A 23767-nucleotide genomic window follows, 5' to 3' on the forward strand; every position below is an offset into this window, starting at 1 on the left:
TTTAGTTTTTAGGGCTGGAATTCATAATCTCAAACTCTGGTCTCTTACCAACGCTTACCTCGCTAGAACCCAAGATTTTGACCGTTCCTTTAGTAAAATCTTCCTCGCTGGCTTCAAAAATGTTGTCCACATACTTTTGTGGGTTTCTATCGATGTATGGAAACCAAGTGCTATGAATCTGGATCATGATGCGGTGGCCCGTTTTGAAGGTATGCAACACATCCTGCAACGGAAAGTTAACCGATGTTTTTTGACCTTCTACAAAAGCCTCAGGCTTTGAAAAATCATTTCTGAATCTACCTCTAAAGGTTTCTGCCCTTACAAGTTGTTGATAGCCTGCAAGCGTGATGTGGTCTGGAGTCTTTTCATCATTTTTCATATCGTCTGGATAGACGTCAATCACCTTGACAATAAAATCAGCATCTGTAATGTCTTGTAGAATGACCTCAAGATTTGCCTGAATCTCGCCAGCAAGTCTCGTGTCATTTTCCAAAACATCAGTCTGGAAAGTGAGTACGTCTGGTCGTCTTGAAGCATGACGCTGGTCATCTGTCATGTACGCACGTGGCGTGAAGGTCACCGGTGTGATCTCGCTTCTAAACGGCACTGGATTCAAGGGATCGCTCACATAATCAAAACTAGCATCCTCATCTGCCGCTTTATTCATTAGCAATTTACCGTTTTGACTAAATCCAAAAACGATCTGATCCTGCTTAGGTGGCCATACATCAAATTGTTCCCATTGCTTCAAACCTGTGTCAAACATGTAAGCTTCTGGAAGATTTGGGTTTGCTTTTCCTTTTAAATGATGCTCAAAAAACGGTGTCTCAATATTACGCTGGTAAAAAGTTGAGATGCTATCGCCAAAAACGATATGGTTCACCATTTGCGTTCCAGTCTCTCTTGCCCAGTTGCCATGGCTCCATGGCCCCATAACGATGGTGTTGTTCTTGTTCTTTGGGTTGTTGCGTTCTACATTTTTATAGATGGTGAGTGGTCCATACAAATCCTCTGCATCAAACCAGCCGCCTACAGTCATAACTGCATGGTTAACATCTTGAAAATGGTTGGTTATGGCGCGCTTTTGCCAGAACTCATCATAGTTAGGATGCTCTGTTACTTGCTTCCAGAATTCATTGTCTGGATAGATATTTTCAGTCACGTTTTTAAGTGGGCCTAAAGCCATGTTGTAGGCATAGGAATCTTTTGTATTTCCAGCCGCGTTCATGTTATCCCATTTATCAGTATACCAGCTTTCAGTTGTTGGACCTTCAGTTTGATGGCCAAAAACTGGGTAGGCCATCAAATAACTTTGAAGTGTGGCGCCCATGTGATGAAAGTCGTCAAAGAAAAAATCACCAATAGGTGCTTGAGGTGATGATGCCACTAACGCTGGGTGCGCATCTGGTAGCGCAGCGGCCGTGTAGAATCCTGGATAGGAAATTCCCCATTGGCCTACTTTTTTGTTGGTGTTTTTTAGATTCTTTACGAGCCAGTCAACCGTATCATACGTGTCAGAACTCTCGTCGATATCGGTTGTATTCTTGACGTCGTTTCCAGGAATATTAGGAGTCATGTTATTGAAAGTTCCTTCACTCATCCAGCGACCACGCACATCTTGATAAACAAAAATGTACCCATCTTCCATCATGAATTTATTGGGTCCCAATGAAGTTTTGAACTCATCCTCACCATAAGGCGCCACACTGTAACAGGTGCGTTGCATCATGATGGGATATTTCTTTGAAGTGTCTTTAGGTGCATAGATGACGGTGTACAATTTGGTACCATCACGCATGGGAATGTATTGCGAGGTTTTAGTGTAATTATCTTGTATGTAGGTGGATGAGGATTGCGCTTTCGCGAAAGCGAACCCAACGACCAACAGTATAGAAACAAATATGTTTTTCATAGTAATAAGTTATGCTTTAAAGATAGGCAATGCCTTAAAAAAGGCTTCCAATTTGGAAGCCTTTTGTAATAGTTACCAGATGATCACGCGATCTTCTGGTTTGACGTACATTCCATCACCTTCTTTGATATCAAAAGCCTCATAGAAAGCCTGTATGTTTTGAAGTGGTACATAACCACGATACATTCCTGGTGAGTGCACATCGCCCTTAATGCGTTGTTGTAGCGCCTCGTCACGCATCTTTGTGCGCCACACGGTTGCCCAGCTTATAAAAAACCGTTGTTCCTGCGTGTAGCCATCAATATCTTTTTCTGGTCTGCCCTTATCTTCCAACCACATTTCCAAGGCATCATAAGCGGCATTCACACCACCAAGATCACCAATATTCTCACCTAACGTGAATTTACCGTTGATAAATACTTCCGGCATCACTTCTATAGCGCTGTACTGATCTGCCAGATTAGTTCCCAATCCTTCAAATTTTGTATTGTCCTCATCTGTCCACCAGTTGGTCATGTTACCAGCGGCATCAAATCGAGCACCAGTATCGTCAAAACCATGAGAGATTTCATGTCCTATCACAGCGCCCATACCACCAAAGTTGATCGCAGCATCTGCATTGTAATCATAGAATGGCGGTTGTAGGATCGCAGCAGGGAAAACGATTTCGTTGTAATAAGGATTGTAGTAAGCGTTTACTGTTTGTGGTGACATGAACCACTCGCTTTTATCAACTGGCTCGCCTAAATTGTCTAGGTTGTCCTCACGATTCCATTGAATCACGGCCATCATATTGTCAAAAAGAGTACCTCCTTTTTCAGGGCTGGTAATTTCCATGGCGCTATAGTCTTTCCATTTGTCTGGATATCCTATTTTGATGGTCATCCCATTGAGTTTGTCAATGGCCTTCTTTTTAGTATCAGCGCTCATCCAGTCCAGTGCATTGATACGTACTTCATAAGCTTTTTTGACATAGTCTATCATTTCAAGAGCCTTGTCTTTTGCTTCTTTAGGGAATTTCTCGTCCACATATAATTTACCTAAAGCTTCTCCAACGGTACCATTCACCACATCAAGCGCACGTTCTTCCATAGGTTCTTGTTCTACAGCACCACCCATGGTTTTGCTGTAAAAATCCCAATTTGCATCTTCCAGCGTTGTTGAAAGACTACCAGCCGCTTGATTAATCATGGTCCATTTGAGATAATCCTTGATTACTGCTAGATTTTTTTGTGCGATCATAGGTTGTATGGCCTTCAAATAACCTGGCTGAGAGACGATAATAGTATCAAAATCTTTGACACCTATCTCATCAAAATACGTTTTCCAATCCATCGCTGGAACTAGCTTTTTCAAGCTTTCTTTAGGCATAGGATTATAAGAAAGCAGCGGATTTCTACTTGCTACTTTATCAAGCATAGGTTTTGCTAGCTTACCTTCAAAGGACACTATGGAAGCTGCCTGCTTGCCAGCGGCAAGTTCATCTGTTCCTGTTAGTGTGAGCATACGTGCTACATGTCTTTCATATTCTTTGAGCTTCTGCTTGCTGTCCTCATCCTGCTCTACATAATATTCACGATCCATACCTAAACTACCAGTACCTAATTGAGCCACATTCATGTTGGTATCCTTAGCATCTGGACCTACATAGAAAGAAACTAATCCGTTCACTCCATAAGCAGAAAGATCTGCCAACAACTTAGGTAACTCATTGATGTTTTCTACGGCATCAATTTGATCTAAATAAGGAAGCAATGGCTGGTAGCCAGTCTTGTCGCGATTTTCTGTATCCATGATGGATTGAAAGACGTAGACGGCTTTGGCTTGATCAGAAGATGGATCTAGATTCTCGTCATTTTCTGCTTTGTTTAGAATGGCAAGTACGTCAGCATCTGTGTCTTTTCTCAACTTGTTGAAACCACCCCAAACGGTCTGGTCTGCAGGAATTTCTGTAGAGTCCACCCAGGTTCCATTTACGTATCTGTAAAAGTCATTTTTAGGACTAACGAGTGTATCCATGGCGGTGAAATCGATGCCTGGATAGGAATTTGCTTCTGCGATTTCGGTTTCTTGTTCTTCCTTGCATGAAGCTAAACTGATTACTATAGCTAGGATCACCATCGATCTCATAGCACTCCAATGGTTTTTCATTGTCATGATTTTTAGGGTAATAAATGTAATGTGTTTTGAAAAATTGTAAGCACAATATATAAACGATTTAACTATCTGAATATTTTTCAAGTTGGTGGAGAATTCCGCTTTCGCGAAAGCGTACCACTTCAAAAACATATTGCAAATAAAAAGGGCTTTCTAACAAGAAAGCCCTTCATTGTAGAGTAAAACAAATGTGTTCTAACGCACAAGTAATTTTTGTGTTGTTGTATCGCCGCTTGAAGATATGGTCAAAAAGTATAGTCCCGAAGCAAAACCAGTAAGATCAAGAATTTCCTTTTTGTTATTGATAAGAGAGGATTGCATGATTTGCTTACCTGTAATATCTGACACCTGATAATCGTATTCTGTATCCATTTTCCAATCGATGTTGAAGACACCATTTGACGGGTTAGGATATACCGTGTATAGCAATTCCTTAGGTGTATTTGAAGAAGCTGTTTTTCCTGTTATCTGTACGTTATCCAATACGACACCTTCTTGATTTATGGACTGGTCAGAGTGAAATACAAATCTAAAGACAACGCTAGCTTGACCTGCAAGATTATCGAGTGACGTACTGTAAGTAGTCATCTGGCTATTAGTTCCTGTCCATTGTCCACCTTGACAGCTAAAACAGTTGTTACCTTGATCTGACTTGTCAGAATTGTACCAGTTGGAATCATTTGCATTACCTAATAGATTCCAGTTGCTACCATTATCTGTAGAGTACTGAATGTAGAATATGTCCCAATCCTGCTCTAGGTCAAAAGCCATATCAAATTTAAATTCTGCAGTGTCAACGTTTGCTAGGTCGTAGCATCCTGTATAGAGGTACGCTTGGGTCAGGTCTGTGTAGTTACCATTAAGGTTTGTTCCATAAACTTGCTTGCCGCTTGCTGCTGCATTCAATAACAAACCTTGAGGTACACCACGTTCCCATAAAACATTGCTGCTCTTGTCATTCAAAGTAACCATTGTTTCATCTTGCTCAAAACCATAGTTCTGATTGAGGTTAGCAGAATTATTCTGCACAATAGTCAATGTTTTGAAGTTATTGCTTAGAAATTCATCCTTTGCAGCTGCAACTTCTAATCTCAAAGCATAAGAACCAGGTTCTAGGTTGAGGTCATCAATAGTTAAATAGGTTTGTTCCTGCGCATCGATTTCCAAACTATAGTCGCGTGTAACTTTATTGCCACCGTTGATCCAGTAACTAATAGTTACTTCATTGATAGGATTTATTCCTGTATTTTCTAACAATACCTCAACGCTGTTGCTGCCACAATCAATAGAACCACCAGTATTAGTAACTGATTTCATGCTTATGTCATCCATAGGCTGCACAAATTCTACAGTAGTCTGCCATACACCGCGACCATAAGTACCAGCAGTCATAATCATGTCAACTGGATTAATTTCTATATCGCGAACATTTACATTAGGTAGATTGTTAGAAAATTTGACCCATGTTTTGTTGTTATCTAGATATTTGAAAATACCAACCGTAGTACCTAAGAATAAGGCATTATCTGCACTGTTTGCAAGGTGAGCCAATGTGTTCTTTCCAAGTTGTGGCAAGTTAGAAGTGATATCGATAAATTCAGCTCCCATATCATTACTCATCATCACTTTACCATAAGCAGATCCAGTTGCGATATAGACAATGTTATTATTGTTATTATTTACTTCAATGGCAGTGATTTCTCCAGGAAGTTCTTTGATCCATGTGAATTCTTTACCAGCATCTGTACTTCTAAATAACTGCTCATCGACAGCAACATACATGATGTTTTCATTAATTGGATCAATTTCCAAAATATCAATATTGCCAGTAAAACTTGATGATACCGCAGTAAAATTATCACCATCTACTTTATACAATTTATTGTAACCCGCATAGATGTCACCGGTACTAGTAGTTTGAAGTGGTGTGATCCAGTTACCCATTGATGGTCCATCGATTTTCTTTTGCATGGATCCAGCATCATTTGTAATGTATAATCCTAAGCCAAATTGTGTAAAGCTGTAACGAACATCTGAGTTATTAGGATCAATTCCAGATTCCATACCATCAGCACCGTGAAAATTTTTCCAGGTGTTCCCGCTACGTGTAAATCCTCCATTATCCTGCAATCCACCAGTGATATTACTACTGGAATTGGAACCAACAGCGATGCGATAAAACTGACCTATTTGAAGACCACTAGTCAAGTCAGTAAATGAAGTTGCCTCATTACTACTTCTATAAATACCACCATCAGAAAGAACGAATAATTCACCATCGAATTCTCTTATTTGGTGAATGTCAGCGTGCGTATACGTAGGCGATTCTGGATTGTTCCAGGTGTTCACACGAGTGAAATCACTACCACCATTGGTAGATTTCCAAACATTAAGAGCACCTGTATAAATTACATCTGCATCTGTTTGTGATACTTCAAGGGCTAAATTGTACCAACCTTGTTTGTTTTCTAAAATATCAACTCCAGCATCTCTTTTTTCAAAAGAAGTACCAGCATCTGTAGACCTGTAAACTCCCATCAGGCTATTCTCAGTATTTACTGCAAGAAGATAAACTACATTAGCATCTGCTTTTGAAACACCTATTACCATACGAGTAATACCAGACGGTAAGCCTTGTTTTATTTCTCTAAAAGTTTCTCCTGCATCCTCTGATTTGTAAAAGGACTTAGAAGTAGCTAGATAAATTATACTGGAATCTTCTGTGTTGATCTTGATATCCTTTACGTTACCATTAAAAGTTCTTTTAATAGTCATTCCTGCATTCATGGACTTATAAAAACCCATGTTTGATGAAACGTAAACCGTATTGCTATTAGAAGGATCTAAGTAAATCTCGCTGATGTTTGCGCCTGGATCATTGAATGTAAGAGCGGTTTCAGTAAAGCTTGCTCCACCATTAGTGGATTTAAGCATTCCTATACTTGAGGAATCACCTGCATCATCATCACCAGTTCCTATATAAACTACATTTGAATTGTTAGAATCGATTGCGATCGCACTAACGCCTATCTGTGAAAGAAAATCAGTTAGTGGTGTCCAGCTTTGACCAGCAGTAGTGGATTTCCACAAGCCGCCAGATGGTGCACCTACGTAATACGTATTCGTATTATTAGGATCAACTGCTACCGTGTTGATTCGGCCTTGTCCAGGAGACCATGAAGTTGTATTCTCATAAGAGAAAGGTCCAACTGGATTAAATCTTGATTTATCTACATAACCATTTTTGGCTTGCATAAACCCATTGAGTTGATCTGCAACATCTTGACCAGATTGAATAGTTCCATCCTGCTTTACATAAGGTTTGGTTCTTTCCAACCATCTTAGGAATGGTTTGTAACCGCTTCCCTTTGCGTTTTGATTATGTGAAGACCAGTATTGCTCACCAGCAGACTTGACTTGCTCATAAGTTACCTCGCCAGAGCTTTTTTGCACAGCAATGTCTTTCATCCACGGTGCATCGGTGCCCAGTTGCCCGGCCGCCGTGAAAGAAATAAGTAGAATAACTAAGGTAAAAAGTTTCATAAGTCTGTGCTCAATGTTCAAGAAATATACTCTTGTAAGAGCCTTACGGTTTTCCCTTTTCTACTGTAGGTAGCGTTATGGGTCAAAATACAGATATAATCGTTTAAAGGAAACTAACAGTCACCGATAATCGATGTTTTACACTGTTAAAATGTGTTAAAGAAAAATTTATTCCGTCCAGAACGCGCGTAAAATAAGAGTTTAGAGCGGTTTTAGTATTGATTCAATTTGTCGGTAATTAACTCCAGCCGTTTTTTGTAAGAATTTAATTCGTTCTTAATTCCTTCATATAAGAATCATCCCAATTTTTCTTCATCTCAGTTAGGCTTGTAACATTCTCGTTAGGTACTGCGATAGAAAGCACATAATGTGCTATAACAGGTTTACCGTTTTGTTCTTTGATAATGCCACTACCACGACAAATACCCATTTGGGTATCCAACAGCTCATCAAAATAAGTAACTCCATTAGTAGAATAAACGTTGCGCTCAAGCATAGTAAAAGACCAGGCCTTTCCTGCATCAAAATAAGGCTTCGCAAAACGTTTGAATTCCGCTAGTTGCCAGTTCTCGGTGGCATCGGTTCCTATGAAAACGGCGTCGTTAGACATGAGGTTGAAATACGTATCATATTGTGCTTCGGCTGCCGCTTGGTGCCAGCTATCAAGGACATTGTTAACCTGAGATTCAGGAATTTTACTATAAGTGGAGCAGCCCACAAATATGAATGCAAGTTGAAGTAAAGCGACGCAAGATCTCATGATGATTAAATTGAAGTTCAATATAATTAAAGGTATTTTCATGGCATGGAAAAAGAAGCAAAAAAGCATCGTTGTGGTTGGTGCGGTCAGGATCCATTATACCAGGCATACCACGATCAGGAATGGGGCGTACCGGTATATGATGATCAAGAGTTGTTTGAGTTTTTAATTTTAGAGACCATGCAGGCTGGTTTAAGCTGGATCACTATTCTAAGAAAGCGTGAGAATTACAGAGCAGCTTTGGACAATTTTGATGTAGAAAAGATCGCTAATTATACTCAGGAAAAACAAGACGAATTGTTGCTGAATGCTGGAATTATAAGAAACAAATTAAAGATCAAATCCATCATCACCAACGCTCAACTTTTTCTGGAAATACAGCAAAAGCACGGTAGTTTTTCAAAATTCGTCTGGTCCTATGTCAATCATCAACCTATCACGAACCACTGGAAAAGTTACAAGGATGCACCAGCAAACACACCACTTTCAGATCAGCTTTCAAAGGACCTCAAAAAAATGGGTTTTAAATTTGTAGGCAGCACCATTATGTATGCCTTTATGCAGGCTACAGGAATGGTGAATGATCATGAGACAACATGTTACCGGTATGATGAAGTTTAGTTGGTGGATTTTGATGGTATTCGCTTTCGCGAAAGCGAACTACACACAAGCGCAATCCTCTAAGATAAAAATCGAAAAAGAAGAACGTATCCAGCAAGAGGCGCTGCCGCTTCCCATTATAGAAGCCGTGACTCAAGTATCCGAAGATCGTAAGGTCAAATACTACAAAGAAATCGATGGCGAAAAGATCAGTTTTGAAGGTAAATTCAAAAAGGCAGGAAACCGATACAGTATGGAGTTTGATGTAGTCGGAAACTTTGAGGATCTAGAAGTTGAGGTAAAAAAAAGATCAGTTGATAAATTATTGTGGAACGCCATTTCGTTGAAATTGGACAGTATTTCCAGCCGCTGGCGTACAGAAAAAATACAGGAGCAATATCTACCTGAATCCACCATGGAAAAGTTCAAGGAAAAATTAAAGTCCAGCAATTTTGAAAACCTTGAAATCATAGCTGCTTTCAAAAAAGACGGAAAAATCTTAAGAAAAGAGCTTTTATTCAGCGCTGCTGGTGCATTGATACAAATGAGAGAAGTAAAGAGAATTGCCTATGACTTCCTACTTTTTTAGAGCTTTGATCATCTTATTGCCTGCTCTCGGGATGAGTCAGGCTGATCAAGTTGTCTTTCAACCAGCGACGAGTATCTCATGGAATCCTGAATCCAGATGGAGTTTCAATACCGCAATGGAACAGCGTACTCAAATCAAAGATGACACAGAAGCTATAAGCATGCAGATCGCACAGTTTGCGCAATATGAGATAGGATTCTACTCGCAATTAGGAATAGGTGTCATGTATCGAGAATTATTTGATGAGAATCAACCAGAAGAGGTTCGTTTTATGGAGCAATATGTCCATACTAAAAAATACAATCAAATCAAGCTCGCGCACCGGTTGCGCTGGGATCAAAGAATACGCGGTGACCGTACCACGCATCGCTGGCGTTATAGGTTGTCAGGTTCCATACCGCTCAATGGAAATGTAGTAGATCCATCAGAATATTACATGACAGGACATCTGGAAACCCTATTTATAGCAGAGAATGATCAGCGTCCATTATATGAGCAACGTGCTGGATTGGGAATAGGTAAGCAGTTGGGATCTACTTTCAAATTACAAACCAGTGCACAGTACCGATGGTTTGATATTACTGAAGAGACTTCAACACTTTTATTTTTGAATATTTCACTCTATGTGAGCCTATAGATAGGAAAGGAACACCTCGCGGTCAATTTCCACAGCACCTAGACTGGAAAGATGGTCATTGTAAAGTTGAGCATCGATACAACGATAACCTTGATGCTGTAATTTTTCTACCAGATGCCATAGCGCTATTTTACTAGCATCTGTTTTGTGGGAGAACATGCTTTCGCCGCAAAAAATTCCTTTGTCCTTCAAGTCAATACCATAAAGCCCACCAACTAGTTTATTCTCATGAAAAACCTCAATGCTTTTGGCAACACCTATTCTGTGTAGATCCGTATAGGCAGCAATCATATCTTCATTGATCCATGTACCGTCATGTAATCCTCTCTTGACATCCATGCAGGATCGCATGACTTCTTCAAAACAAGTGTTTTGTTTTATGATGTAATTTCTATTTCTCCGGCTTTGTTTGAGGGATTTGGAGACCTTTATGGGATTTTGAGCTTTGAGGTCAAATACCATTCTGGGATCTGGCGACCACCAGCAAATAGGATCGCCATCACTGTACCAAGGAAAAATTCCAGAGCGATAGGCTAGTAGCAATCGGTCAGTGCTTAAATCACCACCAATCGCCAATAGGCCATGAGAATCTGCGGTACTGGGATCAGGGAACTCAAGCTCTTTACCTAAAATCTTCATGAGGTTTTATCTTGTGAAGTACTGTATACTAAAAAGCTGCTTCAAATCTGTTGCCATCTTTTAGAAACCAATCGTGATAAATCACCATGATGACTTCTTGAGATGCAACTTCAATGTGAAGCAGCTTTGCTATAAATTCTTGACGTTCTTAGAAAGGAAGATCGTCATGATCTTCATCACTAGAATTTTTGATAGGTTCATATTCATCAAATGGTGGTACTTCACCAGCTGCTGGTGCTGCGGATCCCATTTTTTCTATGCGCCATCCAGTGATGGAATTAAAATATTTGATCTCACCTTGTGGGCTTTGCCACTCACGGCCACGCAAGTTGATGCCTACTTTTACAGGGTCACCTACATTGAAGGCATCCAGTAGACTCGTTTTGTCCTGAACAAATTCGATCATGAGAGGTTGTGGATACTGCTCTTCAGTCGTGACGACCATCTCGCGTTTCTGGAAACCATTTGATCCGTACGTTTTGGTTTCTCCTATTAGTTTGATTTTTCCTTGAACTTCCATAGTTATGATAATAAAATTTTCCAGGCGTCGGCGATCTGGTTTTTTGCGATCAATTCCTTAGCCTTACTGTGTTTTTGTTTTGTTTCTAGATGTTGAAAATTTTCCGCTTTCGCGAAAGCGAGAACCTCATCATCATCTGGTATTTCATGTAGGTTTCCTAATTTACCCAAGTCGTTGCCGGTAAGTGTATCGCTGTTTCTAGCATGTTCAGGAAGTGCATCGACTCCAACGCCATGATTGCGGCTGGGTTTTGCCACTTCAAACATCGCATCCTTGGAACGGCAATACCAATTGCCGCCCATGCGCGCGACGGTATCAATTTTGAATGGATCGATGACGTTTTCATCATCTAATATCTGGTCATCGATATGTATGCAGACCACCTCGCAAATAACCAGGCTGCCGGCACCGCCATTTTCCCCCAATTCATTGATGTCAATGACTTTGCATTCAAATTGTACGGGACTTTCTGCCACTCGTGGTGGTTTAATGACATCGCTTTTTACAGCAGTTAATCCAGCCTTAACAAATTCATCTACTCCAGTTTCATATTCTGTACTGGATAGAGACATTTGTTGTACTATATCATAGTTGACAATATTGATGACAACCTCTGCATGTTCCGTGACATTATTCAATGTGTCCTTTACCGTTCCATCACGACCGCGACGCACTGGTGAAAAGACCAGAATAGGAGGCTTTGCGCTGAAGACGTTGAAGAAGGAAAACGGTGATAGATTGACACGACCTTGACCATCGACGGTACTTGCCAGAGCAATGGGTCGCGGCTGCACGGCACCAACAAGGTGGCCGTATAGCTCTGGATTCTCGATATCTTCTGGTCTAATGGTCATAGGTTTACCGCAAGATTTCAAAGGTATGGATTCTGCTAACTGTTTGCAATATGATCTGTGTTAGATGCATGTACTTTTGAGGATAAACTTGCGTTTAAGTAATAGTCGTATTTTTATTAGGTTGAAGTTTGGAATCTAGGTTTCCAAACCTGATAATCTGGATTGCTCAATTAATGAATTTTACTTCCAATAGAAATATATTGCGATGGATCATCATCGCTTTTGCCGTTTTCATTACCTCCATCATTTTATGGAATACCTATCTATTCTTCCAGAAACTCAAGGAATCTGAGCGTAAGAATATGCAGGAATATGCCATCATGCTCAAGGACTTGAGCAATCAATCCCTAGAGGAAGATATAGGTGAACTAGGTTTTACTGTGGCAGGAAACACTAATAGCGCTCCAATTATAAGCGAGAATTATAAAGGAGAGCTCAATGCCAGAAATCTTCCAGAAGATGTTCTAAGAGACACGGCACGATTGCGGGAATTGATTGTAGAATATGCGAGCCAGAACCAACCTATCGTGACCAAGTATCAGGGTAAGGTTTTGAACACTACTTATTATGGTGATAGTGAGATCATCAATAAATTGAAGTATTATCCGCTAGCGCTATTGTTGATCATGTTTCTGTTCGGAGCAGTAATCCTATTTTTCTATCGATCCACAAAAGCCGCGGAACAGAATAAACTTTGGGCTGGAATGGCCAAAGAAAGTGCGCACCAGATAGGAACGCCGTTATCGTCTCTGGTAGGTTGGACAGCCATTTTGCGAGAATCTGATATTGATCCCAGTTATGTGGATGAGATGGATAAGGACATCAACCGTTTACAGATGATTACAGAACGTTTTTCAAAAATAGGATCGATCCCAACCTTGAAAAAACTAGACGTAGTCGAACAAACCAAAACTGCCGCAGATTACATAGAATCTAGATCTTCCAACTTGATCAAGTTTACTATTGAGGTTCCTGATAAGAATATTCCCGTAATGATCAACGAGCAGTTGTTTGCTTGGGTGATTGAAAATCTGATTAAAAATGGGATTGATGCCATGCGCGGCAAAGGCGCTATCACGGTGCGCTTAAAGGATGATTCAAAACGCATCTATGTCACTATCACAGATACCGGAAAAGGAATTCCAAAACGCTTGTGGAAACGAATATTCACACCTGGATATACTACTAAAAAGCGAGGTTGGGGTTTAGGACTTTCTTTAGCACAACGTATTATCAGTGATTATCACAATGGAAAACTGCGTGTCAAGGAGAGCAAAACTGATCAGGGAACTACGTTTGAGATTGTGCTGGATAAGGTTTAAACCCCAAACCCCAAACCCCAAATCCCAAATTTCAAATCCCAAATTCCAAATTCCAAATTCCAAATTTCAAAACCGTATAGGGTGATGATCCTCATAAAGACCATCAATTAAAAAAACCGTTCCCAAATGGCAACGGTTCGTAATAATCAGTGAGAATTCCTCTAGGAAACTGCCTTCAGTTTTTGAATACCGCTTTTGTCCAGCTTGGATTCGGCGTAGTGTTTTGTGACTTTGAATTCTTTTTCTTCGCCACCTGGCATATCAAACATAGCATCTGTTAGGATGGCTTCACATAGAGATCGCAATCCACGAGCACCTAGTTTGTATTCAATGGCCTTTTGAACTATATAGTCCAGAGCACCTTCAGTAATCGTGAAGGAAATGCCATCCATTTCAAACAACTTTTCATATTGCTTGATGATCGCATTTTTAGGCTCGGTTAAAATTGCTCGCAATGTATTTGCATCCAACGGATTCATATGCGTTAACACAGGAAGACGACCGATAATTTCTGGTATCATCCCGAAATCCTTAATGTCCTTAGGGATGATGTACTGTAGTATGTTTTCCTGATCTGCAACTAAATCATTTGATTTAATGGCAGCATAACCTACAGCCTGCATATTCAAACGCTTGCGTATTACTTTTTCAATACCGTCAAAGGCACCACCAGCAATAAACAGGATATTCTCTGTATTTACCTCTATGAATTTTTGATCTGGATGCTTACGGCCACCTTTGGGCGGCACGTTTACAACTGTTCCTTCTAACAACTTCAATAATCCTTGTTGGACACCTTCACCAGAAACATCACGCGTGATGGATGGGTTATCGCTCTTACGAGCAATCTTATCAATCTCATCGATGAATACGATTCCGGTCTGTGCTTTTTCTAGGTTATAATCGGCGGCTTGTAGCAATCTGGTTAGAATACTCTCAACATCTTCTCCTACATAACCAGCTTCAGTCAATACGGTGGCATCAACGATCGCTAGCGGTACGTTAAGCATTTTGGCAACAGTCTTAGCGATAAGGGTCTTACCAGTACCGGTTTGACCTACCATCATGATATTGGACTTTTGAATCTCAATATCGTCATCGCTGGATGGCTGCAACAATCTCTTATAGTGGTTATAAACCGCCACTGACATCACTTTCTTAGTAAATTCCTGACCAATTATATATTGATCAAGAAAATCCTTGATGGCCTTAGGTTTTTTGAGTGTTAGGTCTGCTTTTGAAACGCCACTTTCCTCATCCTTGCTATCTTCTATTACTATACCGTGTGCCTGTTCAATGCATCGATCACAAATGTGTGCATCCAGACCGGCAATAAGCAGATTGGTTTCTGCCTTGTTGCGGCCACAAAAGCTACATTCTAATTGTTCCTTACTCATAAATAATTTTCTTTACCGTATCAAGGCTTGAAAAACAACTTGATATTATTAGATAGTTGATGGGTTAGTTCGCTTTCGCGAAAGCGAGATCACCACCAACCGCGGTACTATTAGTTATCTCTTGTCAATACTTCATCGATCATACCGTATTCCTTAGCTTCATCTGCACGCATCCAGAAATCACGGTCACTGTCTTCATTGATCTGTTCGTAGGATTTGCCAGAATGTTTTGCAATGATCTGGTACAACTCTTCCTTGAGTTTGATGGTTTCCTTAATGGCAATCTCAATATCAGAAGCCTGACCTTGAGCACCACTGGATACCTGGTGTATCATGACGCGGCTGTGCGGTAGTGCACTACGTTTACCCTTTTCACCAGCGCACAACAAAACAGCGCCCATACTGGCAGCCATACCCGTACATATCGTTGCCACATCTGGCTTGATAAACTGCATGGTGTCATAGATTCCCAGTCCAGCGTACACGCTACCACCTGGAGAATTGATGTATATCTGTATATCCTTAGCCGAATCTGTGCTGGCTAGAAAAAGTAGTTGCGCCTGTATGATGTTAGCGACCTGGTCGTTCACACCTGTTCCCATAAAAATGATGCGATCCATCATCAAACGGGAAAATACGTCCATGGCGAGAACGTTCATCTGACGCTCTTCTATAATGTTAGGTGTAAGGTTAGTGGGCGTCATGCTGCCTACCATTTTATCATAGTACATGGGATTTATACCACGATCCTTTACCGCAAATTTTTCAAATTCCTTAGCTATATCCATAACCGTAATATTACTTTTTTGTGAATGAAAAAGGCGTTAACCTAATTGTAAAGTCAACGCCTAAAGATAGTGATTAAAGAGCGTCTAGGCGTCGTAGGCCTCTTTTATGAAGTCTTCATAAGTGACCTCTTTCACCTTAAGTTTTGCATTGTCCTTGAAGAATTTGAGCATTTTCTCATTTTGAAGCTGCTCACTCATTCTCTTGACTTCTTCCTGGTTTTGCATGATACGCGCTACTACCTGATCTACTTCTTCATCTGTAGCATTAGTATGACCATACTGCTTCATTTGCTCTCTGATCTGTGCGCTGGCATATTCTTTAAGTTCCTCAAATTTTAGTTGAAGATCTTCGTTTGCTTTGAGAACGCTGGATTCGATCAATTGGTATCTCAATCCTTTTTCAGACTTCTCATATTCTGCCGCAGCTTCTTCTTCAGTAAATTCGTTCTCGCCGTTGTTGGCAATCCACTTCTTTAGGAAATTTGCTGGAAGGTCAAATTTTGTATTCTCGATAAGTCCTTCAGTAATGTCAGTAAGTAGCTTTTGATCGGTTTGTTGTGCAAACTGTTTCTTAGCATCTTCTCTCAAACGTTCTCTAAGCTCGTCTTCACTTTTGATCACATCTGGGCCGAAGAGTTTGTCAAAGAACTCTTGATTCAATTCTGCCATCTCGCGTTTGTTGATTTCCGTAATTTCAAAAGTTACGGGAACGTCAAGATCATGTGCTTTATCGTGTTCGATTTTAAGATTGCTCATTAGATCATGATCATCTTCAAAAAGGCCTTTAGTCTTCAATTCTAAAGAATCACCTTTCTTGGAACCGATGAATTTTTTACTATTCGTTTTTCCTTTGATCTTATCAATGGAAAAAGTAGCATCAGTATTGATATCTTCATCATCATTACGGAAGACTCCAGTTACTTCATCTCCTTCTTCTACTACATCTTTACTTACCAGCTTACCATACTGCGTTCTAATACGATCAATTTGCTTGTTGATGGTCTCATCATCTGTTTTGATCTGATAATGCGTAATGGCTTTTTTTCCTTGCACATCAACTTCAAAATCTGGCGCCAGGCCTATTTCAAAGTCAAATTTGAAATCATCGCTTGACCAATCAATTTCTTCTTGCTCTACAGGTAGTGGATTACCGAGAATGTTGAGTTTCTCCTTAGTAATATATTCATTCAATTGCTCTTGAATGATTTTATTGATCTCATCAACCAATATGGGTGTTCTATATTTTTTATTGATCAGGCTCTCTGGAACATGTCCTTTTCTAAAACCTGGAATCGTGGCTGTCTTGCGATAATCTGCAAGAATCTTGTCTACTTTTTCTTTATAATCTGCCTGTGCTACTTCAATAGTGATGGTAGCATTAAGTGCGTCTGAGTCAGTGCGCTTGATATTCATTTAAAGACTTTTATGCTGTTAAATTCGGGCTGCAAAATTAGTCTTTATTTGCATGCGATCAAAACGGCGATTCTCTCGATCAATCTTCTTTGTCAGTGGTTTTGATAAGTATTGATCTAGCTATGGCAAGAAGGAATGCAAAGATGAGCGCATACCACACATTTTCTACATCAAACCCAGAAACTAGCCAATCTGCAATCATGATGATAAATGCGTTGATGAACAATAAGAAAATCCCTAGAGTCAAGATCGTGACCGGTAAAGTAAGTACAACCAATATAGGCTTGACAATAAAGTTGAGAATTGATAAAGCCAGCGCAACCCAAACAGCGGTTAAAAAACCATCTATCGATACTCCTGGAAGAACGTAAGACAATAGAATTACCAGAACTGCTGTAAGTAATAAGTTGAGAATAAATTTCATGTAAATGATTTTGATAAAAATAAAACATCCGCTGGAAAATTGATTCCCAGCGGATGCTTATAAAAGTTATTTAAATTACTGAGCTACGTTGTTACTAGGCTGTACAGATTTGTATTGACCTATGTTCACTGTAGGTATTGTAGAACCATAAGTGGCATTAATGGCATTAATAATTGTGTTTGCCGTGAATGCGTAACCTCTAGGCGTTGGGTGAACACCATCCAGTGAGAAAGCACCACCAGATGCATATGTACTTGTTAAAACTCCACCGTTGAAGGCAACACCACCTTGAGCAACACCTTGCAAGGCAGCTCTGGCATCTACTAAAGCTAGACCGTTAGCTTGTGCTAATCCTGATATAGTGGCATTGTAGGAAGCTTGTGCAGCGCTTACACTTGCCTGCTCGTCTGGTGTTAAGGTATTTTGATCTTGCAACGCAAATGTCAACCCATTAGCGGAAAGCAATCCAGCAGTTGCAGCAGGAACACCTGCGCCTGTAAGTTGCGCAAATCTAGCTTGGTTTGTTTGACCCAAAATCGGAGCCGTTGGAAAGGTAATTAAATCACTTGCAGTCGCTGGTCTAATTTGTCCAAACTGTTGAGCCACCAATCCAGCTAATGGACCAAAACGTGGAGTCAATGCCGCAGTAAGTTGTGGTGTAATATCATCCAAGGACTCATCGAATACAACTGCTGGACTTGCAGCCGTCATGGAAAAAGTCACTGCTCTTTCTGGGTACCCAAACGCTGCAAAAGCTTGATTCAATTCTGCATAAAAAGCATTTAGTGCTGGGATTTGCGGAGCAAAATCAGGATTCAGTGGGCTGAACGGTGCAAATGGTACCGTTGTAAAGAACGGAATAGAGGTGACATCAGGAATATTGATCAATGCACCTTTAGCTCCATTGGAAGTAAGTGCAGTTACATAATCGCTATAAACACTGGCAAAGACATTTGCGTTTGTGATGTCATTGGAACCATAACCTGCTGGGTTAAGGTTTGCGGCATCATTTGAGGCATTGCGATCAACTCCTATTCCACCAGAAGTAGCATAACTCAAGATATCATTATTACCTATCCACAACGTAAAGAAAGTACCGTTTGCTGCTACTGCATCACCTATGATGGTCGCGTTAGGAGCAGATGCAAAACGTATATAGAATGGGTTTGCGTTAGGTAGGGCTGCAGCACTACCATAACCAGCGGCGCCTAAGTGAAAACTTTTTGCACCCGGCACACCAAAATTATTCAACGGTCCAGTAAATACATTTGCGATATCAGTACTAGGAGTTCCAGCAATGTTTGATGGACCTATAGGACCCATTGCGTTTGCAGTCAATACCAATCGTGTATTAAAATTAGGCAACTGATTCCCATTAAATAAAAGACCACCAATGTTATCATTAACAAGCGGCTGATTGAATTCACCACCACCAACAAGCTCAAATTGCTGAGCCATAATGTTAGGGAAAGAATTTTCCTGTCCTTCTATATAGAGAGCGTTATCTGCAAAACCAGAGGTTAGCGAGTTTCCAACACTTACAAATTTTGAAAAGTCTGCCTCACCAGCGCTGTAAACACCACCATCTTCAATGGACTCATCAAATTCATTTTCACAGCTTACAAATACAGCGGCCGCTGCAAATAGAGCTATATATTTTATTCTATTTTTCATGTTTGTCTTTTTCATTACATACTATATGTTATACCTATTCCTGGAATAAGCGCTCTTGACTTGTAAGTACCTCTAAACGGTGCTGGCTGTCCTCCTGGATCTGCATAGAAATCATAGGACTCTGTTATTTCCTTGAATCTTAAGTATAAGAAGGAAGCATCAATAGAGAAACTAGGCGAGAACGAGTAGGATAAACCTGCCGTGTATCCAACTGAATCATTACGAGGTGTTTCAGGAGCAAAAAATCCTGATTGAACCGGTGATTCATCAAAGTACCATCCACCACGCAGTGTCAATGCATCTGTAGCTAGGTATTGTACTCCCAATCTATAAGAAGATGAATCCTTATAATTTCTAGGATTAATGGACTCGCTACCATTTTCAAAAACAATATCTAGGTTTTCGTACTCGCTCCAGAAAGCTCTGTTATAATCAAATGCAAACAACCATTTGTCGCAAGAGTAAGCAACTCCTAGAGTAGCTTCAGCTGGTAATGGTAATGTTGCAGTAAATCCTTGAGTACCGTTAGCTGGTACTAATGGGCTGTTTGGAAAATTAGAGAATGTTGCCTCACCATCTTCACTTTCAATATCAATAAGAGAACGATAGTTGAAACCTATGGATAAATTATCTGTTGGTGTAAACATGATACCAGCATTCCAGCCTATACCAACAACACCACTATCGCTAATAGCGACATTTGATCTATTGCCTTGCTCATCAGTTAATGATCTGGAAGCATTTCTATTAAAGTCAACCGATCCTATGGCGATCATGGCGCCTACACCTAAACTAACGTTTTCAAAGAGTTGGTAAGAAATCGTTGGTTGGATAAAGATTGCTTGTAATTCAATTTCGTTTACAAGATGTGAACCTTCCCAGTCTGTTGGCCAGGTAACGTTACTACCATAAGGAGTATAAATTCCTAAACCTACTGCAAACTTATCGCTCAATGCATAACTTACATAAGCATAAAAAGGAGTTCCTACGGGACTTTCTGTTTCGGCAAAAGCACCCGTGTCTGAGTTTTGGTATTTCACATCAGAAAATACACCGAAACCTCCAACACTCACATTAAGCTTATTTTCTAGATGGACAAGGCCTGCAGGATTGAAAAATAGCACGTCTGCACTATTGACAACAGCAACACCAGTGTGACCCATGGCAAGTTGTTTGTTACTTTGCGTGCTTACACGATATCCACCAGCATAAGATAGTGCAGATACCAAACAAAGCACAGCAAAAACTTTTAATTTGTTCATATTCAGTCGTTTAAAAAGAGATAAGGATTATATTGGATCAAATTTAATATTAAATTGATATTACACAAGAGATTTCGTACTTATTATGCAAGCATAGTAAATTTATTTTACGAATTTCTCAACGAGTCTGTTAAATTCATCTGGTTGTTCTGCATGCAGCCAGTGTCCTGCGTTAGGGATCGTTTTGAGTTCCGCTTTCGCGAAAGCGTGCTCTATAACAGCTTTATCGCTATCCAGAATATATCCAGATTTTCCACCACGAATAAACAAGGTAGGAATCTCAATGGGCTTGTCGATAATCGTGTGATCGCCCACCATGGATTGGGCTTTTGATAATACCGGCAGGTTGAAGCGCCAGCCATAACTTTCCTTGCCCTTTCTATAAAGACTCTTAAGTAAAAACTGTCGCGTACCCACATCAGTAATAGTCTTTCCCACAGTCTCGCTCGCATCTTTACGAGAATTGATCTGCGTGAAATCTACAGATTCTAGCGCATGGATGATGTCACTGTGATGTGGATCATAGGGTTTAGGAGCAATGTCTGCAATAATAAGTTTATCGATAAGTCCTGGAAAAAGTACCGCAGTGCGCATCGCGACCTTACCGCCCATACTGTGTCCCAAAAGGATGATGTTTTTAAGGTCATGATGCTCACAATATTCCTTAATATCCTTTGCCATGACGTCATAATTATGTTCATCGCTATGGAAACTGCGACCGTGGTTGCGCTGGTCCAATAGGTGAACCTCACATCCAGATTCGCTCCACTGGGTTCCCAATGTTTTCCAATTGTCTGCCATTCCTAGAAATCCATGGAGGATGACAAAAGGCTTTCCTTTTCCTAATATAATGCTGTGTAAAATCATGCAAGCCTGTGTTTATACATATTGACTACGTTCTCTAGTCCTAGATACAGACTCTCTGAAATCAAGGCATGGCCTATGCTTACCTCTTTGAGGTCTGTAATATGATCATTAAAATACTTGAGATTATCCAGTGATAAATCATGTCCAGCATTAATACCCAAACCAACTTCAGTAGCTTTCTTTGAAGCCATTATATAAGGAGCGATGGCTTTTTCTTTATCGGTTGAATAGTGATGGGCATAATCCTCTGTGTATAATTCAATTCTATCAACACCGGTTGCAGCGGCAGCTTCTACCATTTTTTCTACAGGATTCACAAAAATACTGGTGCGTATGCCGTTGCCTTTGAAGTGAGCCACGATGTCCTTAAGAAAATCTGCGTGTTTAAGAGTGTCCCATCCTGCGTTTGAAGTAATGGCATCTGGAGCATCTGGAACCAGAGTTACTTGTGCAGGTCGCACTTCATCGACCAGCTTGATAAAACTATCGATAGGATTTCCCTCAATATTAAGCTCTGTAGTGACTATTTTTTTGAGGTCTCGCGCATCTTGATATTTGATATGACGCTCATCTGGTCGTGGATGAATAGTAATCCCTTGCGCGCCAAACCTCTCAAGATCCATCGCCACTTTAAGAAGGTCTGGAACATTACCGCCTCTAGAATTGCGCAGTGTCGCGATCTTGTTAATATTCACGCTCAAAATAGCCATAGTCATAGTTTAGGATATCAAAAATACAAACTAAGGCTGCACCCTATAACTAGAGAAATGTTTAATTTGCAGTAAAAGCTTGTTATGAATATCCAAGAGTATATCATAAGTGATGTAACGCCTTTGAAGATGGATGATGATGTGCAGCAGGCGCAAAAACTCTTCCAGCAACTCACATTTTCACATATTCCAGTAATGGATCAAGAACTGTATCAAGGTTGTGTGTCAGAGACTGACGTGTATTGTTTTGAAGATGGTCAGAGTTTGCGTGATGTAAAATATGCGCTGGACACCTTTATGGTACAGCCAGACACACACTGGCTGGACGTGCTAGAAGCATTTGCCCAGCACAATTCCAATGTAATGCCAGTACTCAACGATAAGAATGAATATTTAGGCTATTATGAGTTGAAGGATATCATGCAGCACTTTAGCGATTCACCGTTTTTATATGAATCAGGAGCTGTGATTGTTGTTGAAAAAGGATCTACAGACTACAGTTTCAGCGAGATTGCCCAGATTGTAGAATCTAACGGCAGTAAAATTTTTGGATGCTTTGTAAGTAACTATAGAGATCACATCACAGAAATTACCGTGAAAGTGAGTCCAGACAACATGAACGCATTGCTACAAACATTTAGGCGATACAGTTATGTTGTGTTAAGCGCTGCAGAGGATGACTCTTATCTTGATGCATTGAAAGACCGATCAGATTACCTCGATAAATATTTGAATATTTGATGAAGAAGATTGCTATTTATGGACAGTACTTACACAATGGTTCCTATGAAACCGTACGCCATATTATTGAGGCTTTACGCGAACAATCTTGTGATGTAAGAATTGAATTGGAATTTAGTCAATTGCTTAAAGATCTGCAGTTAGAGGTTTCTCTCGAGACGTTTGAGCAACTTGATAAAAGCTATGATTTATTAATAAGTATAGGTGGTGATGGTACCATCTTGAGAGCCGTCACCTATATAGGTAGGCTCAATATACCAATCTTGGGAATCAATACAGGCAGACTAGGATTTTTGGCTACCGTACAGCAAGATGAGATCAATAGGGTTGTAAGACATGTAATGAGTGGGAACTATAAACTCTCCAAAAGATCGCTCATCACTGCATCATCTGCTCACGGTGAGAACCATTTGCCGCCAGATAATTTTGCTCTCAACGAGGTAACCGTTAGTCGTATGAACACGACGTCCATGATTCAGATCGAGACTCATCTCAATGGTGAGTTACTTACTTCTTACTGGGCAGATGGTTTGATAATATCTACGCCTACAGGTTCCACGGGTTATAGTTTGAGTTGTGGTGGTCCAGTCATATCACCAGATACTGATGCCTTTGTGATCACACCTATCGCACCGCACAATCTCAACGCAAGACCATTGGTTATTCCTGATCATACCGTAATCAAAGTCAAGGTGATAGGTAGAGAAGATGAATTTCTGGCATCGCTGGACAACCGCATCGCTTCCTATCCAGATGGCACTGAGATTACTCTTCAAAAAGCAGATTTCACCATCGATCTCATCGAACTTGATGATCAAAGTTTTATCGAGACGTTGCGCCACAAATTATTGTGGGGAGAAGATAAGCGCAACTAGACAATATTTTACATCTTCCTTTGTTTTAACATCAGCCACAATGGTCAGCGTTTACCTATGTTGCCTTGTGAGAATTGTTATAT

The 23767-nt window shown here is 40.3% G+C and carries 21 protein-coding genes; 6 read left to right on the forward strand and 15 right to left on the reverse strand.

The features are described 5' to 3' along the window. Position 1: 1 nt before the first annotated feature. From BLO34_RS12250 to BLO34_RS12265, 4 genes are all read right to left on the reverse strand, one after another. Positions 2 to 1912 carry a CocE/NonD family hydrolase gene (locus BLO34_RS12250; protein WP_090755698.1) on the reverse strand — a complete coding sequence of 637 codons (1911 nt, stop codon included), beginning with the start codon at positions 1910 to 1912 and terminating at the stop codon, positions 2 to 4. A gap of 72 nt (positions 1913 to 1984) precedes the next feature. Further along, positions 1985 to 4063, reverse strand: a complete 2079-nt coding sequence (locus BLO34_RS12255; protein ID WP_231959492.1) for a M13 family metallopeptidase — start codon at positions 4061 to 4063, stop codon at positions 1985 to 1987. Between the two features lie 201 nt (positions 4064 to 4264). Continuing rightward, positions 4265 to 7612, reverse strand: a complete 3348-nt coding sequence (locus BLO34_RS12260; protein ID WP_090755700.1) for a T9SS type A sorting domain-containing protein — start codon at positions 7610 to 7612, stop codon at positions 4265 to 4267. A 265-nt stretch (positions 7613 to 7877) separates the two neighbouring features. Further along, the gene (locus BLO34_RS12265) at positions 7878 to 8372 is read right to left on the reverse strand and encodes a nuclear transport factor 2 family protein (RefSeq protein ID WP_090756658.1); all 495 of its coding nucleotides are present in this window, start codon (positions 8370 to 8372) and stop codon (positions 7878 to 7880) included. 45 nt (positions 8373 to 8417) lie between these two features. Between BLO34_RS12265 and BLO34_RS12270 the strand changes: the two genes are divergently transcribed. Genes BLO34_RS12270 through BLO34_RS12280 form a run of 3 tightly spaced genes read left to right on the forward strand, consistent with a single transcriptional unit; the run spans position 8418 to position 10198 of the window. After that, a complete protein-coding gene (locus BLO34_RS12270) occupies positions 8418 to 8993 on the forward strand; it encodes a DNA-3-methyladenine glycosylase I (RefSeq protein WP_090755701.1) in 576 nt (191 codons plus the stop codon). Then, positions 8980 to 9561, forward strand: coding sequence for a hypothetical protein (locus BLO34_RS12275; RefSeq protein WP_090755703.1), 582 nt, complete (start codon positions 8980 to 8982; stop codon positions 9559 to 9561). The genes BLO34_RS12270 and BLO34_RS12275 overlap by 14 nt, the downstream gene beginning before the upstream one ends. Beyond that, the gene (locus BLO34_RS12280) at positions 9542 to 10198 is read left to right on the forward strand and encodes a DUF2490 domain-containing protein (protein WP_090755705.1); all 657 of its coding nucleotides are present in this window, start codon (positions 9542 to 9544) and stop codon (positions 10196 to 10198) included. Before BLO34_RS12275 ends, BLO34_RS12280 begins: the two co-directional genes overlap by 20 nt. On the opposite strand, the gene aat is transcribed toward BLO34_RS12280, so the two are convergent. The 3 genes from aat to BLO34_RS12295 form a co-directional block, all read right to left on the reverse strand. Further along, positions 10193 to 10837, reverse strand: coding sequence for a leucyl/phenylalanyl-tRNA--protein transferase (gene aat / locus BLO34_RS12285; protein ID WP_090755706.1), 645 nt, complete (start codon positions 10835 to 10837; stop codon positions 10193 to 10195). The two genes, BLO34_RS12280 and aat, sit on opposite strands and share 6 nt — an antisense overlap. A 148-nt stretch (positions 10838 to 10985) precedes the next feature. After that, the gene (locus BLO34_RS12290; protein ID WP_090755708.1) at positions 10986 to 11357 is read right to left on the reverse strand and encodes a DUF3127 domain-containing protein; all 372 of its coding nucleotides are present in this window, start codon (positions 11355 to 11357) and stop codon (positions 10986 to 10988) included. A gap of 2 nt (positions 11358 to 11359) precedes the next feature. Further along, positions 11360 to 12211, reverse strand: coding sequence for a flavin reductase family protein (locus BLO34_RS12295; RefSeq protein WP_090755710.1), 852 nt, complete (start codon positions 12209 to 12211; stop codon positions 11360 to 11362). Positions 12212 to 12384: 173 nt separating this feature from the next. On the opposite strand from BLO34_RS12295, the gene BLO34_RS12300 reads away from it, so the two are divergent. Beyond that, positions 12385 to 13533, forward strand: a complete 1149-nt coding sequence (locus BLO34_RS12300; protein WP_090755712.1) for a sensor histidine kinase — start codon at positions 12385 to 12387, stop codon at positions 13531 to 13533. A gap of 161 nt (positions 13534 to 13694) precedes the next feature. Here the strand turns inward: BLO34_RS12300 and clpX are convergent, their stop codons facing one another. The 8 genes from clpX to BLO34_RS12340 all read right to left on the reverse strand — a co-directional run bounded on the left by clpX (position 13695) and on the right by BLO34_RS12340 (position 22068). Beyond that, a complete protein-coding gene (gene clpX / locus BLO34_RS12305) occupies positions 13695 to 14930 on the reverse strand; it encodes an ATP-dependent Clp protease ATP-binding subunit ClpX (RefSeq protein ID WP_090755713.1) in 1236 nt (411 codons plus the stop codon). A gap of 110 nt (positions 14931 to 15040) precedes the next feature. Then, positions 15041 to 15718 carry a ClpP family protease gene (locus BLO34_RS12310; RefSeq protein WP_090755714.1) on the reverse strand — a complete coding sequence of 226 codons (678 nt, stop codon included), beginning with the start codon at positions 15716 to 15718 and terminating at the stop codon, positions 15041 to 15043. An 84-nt stretch (positions 15719 to 15802) separates the two neighbouring features. Continuing rightward, positions 15803 to 17131 carry a trigger factor gene (gene tig / locus BLO34_RS12315; protein ID WP_090755715.1) on the reverse strand — a complete coding sequence of 443 codons (1329 nt, stop codon included), beginning with the start codon at positions 17129 to 17131 and terminating at the stop codon, positions 15803 to 15805. 79 nt (positions 17132 to 17210) lie between these two features. Continuing rightward, positions 17211 to 17555, reverse strand: coding sequence for a phage holin family protein (locus tag BLO34_RS12320; RefSeq protein WP_090755716.1), 345 nt, complete (start codon positions 17553 to 17555; stop codon positions 17211 to 17213). A 75-nt stretch (positions 17556 to 17630) separates the two neighbouring features. Further along, positions 17631 to 19229 carry a G-D-S-L family lipolytic protein gene (locus tag BLO34_RS12325; protein ID WP_090756660.1) on the reverse strand — a complete coding sequence of 533 codons (1599 nt, stop codon included), beginning with the start codon at positions 19227 to 19229 and terminating at the stop codon, positions 17631 to 17633. A gap of 14 nt (positions 19230 to 19243) precedes the next feature. Continuing rightward, positions 19244 to 20491 carry an OmpP1/FadL family transporter gene (locus BLO34_RS12330; protein ID WP_090755718.1) on the reverse strand — a complete coding sequence of 416 codons (1248 nt, stop codon included), beginning with the start codon at positions 20489 to 20491 and terminating at the stop codon, positions 19244 to 19246. A 102-nt stretch (positions 20492 to 20593) separates the two neighbouring features. Next, positions 20594 to 21358, reverse strand: a complete 765-nt coding sequence (locus tag BLO34_RS12335; RefSeq protein WP_197672890.1) for an alpha/beta fold hydrolase — start codon at positions 21356 to 21358, stop codon at positions 20594 to 20596. Continuing rightward, positions 21355 to 22068 carry a pyridoxine 5'-phosphate synthase gene (locus tag BLO34_RS12340; RefSeq protein WP_090756664.1) on the reverse strand — a complete coding sequence of 238 codons (714 nt, stop codon included), beginning with the start codon at positions 22066 to 22068 and terminating at the stop codon, positions 21355 to 21357. Before BLO34_RS12340 ends, BLO34_RS12335 begins: the two co-directional genes overlap by 4 nt. Positions 22069 to 22152: 84 nt before the next feature. Between BLO34_RS12340 and BLO34_RS12345 the strand changes: the two genes are divergently transcribed. Then, positions 22153 to 22809: a CBS domain-containing protein gene (locus tag BLO34_RS12345; RefSeq protein WP_090755720.1), complete on the forward strand. Its 657-nt coding sequence runs from the start codon at positions 22153 to 22155 to the stop codon at positions 22807 to 22809. Further along, positions 22809 to 23684 carry an NAD kinase gene (locus BLO34_RS12350; protein WP_090755721.1) on the forward strand — a complete coding sequence of 292 codons (876 nt, stop codon included), beginning with the start codon at positions 22809 to 22811 and terminating at the stop codon, positions 23682 to 23684. The genes BLO34_RS12345 and BLO34_RS12350 overlap by 1 nt, the downstream gene beginning before the upstream one ends. The last annotated feature ends 83 nt before the right edge of the window (positions 23685 to 23767 follow it).

It is taken from the genome of Nonlabens sp. Hel1_33_55 (genome assembly GCF_900101765.1).
Taxonomy (GTDB): domain Bacteria; phylum Bacteroidota; class Bacteroidia; order Flavobacteriales; family Flavobacteriaceae; genus Nonlabens.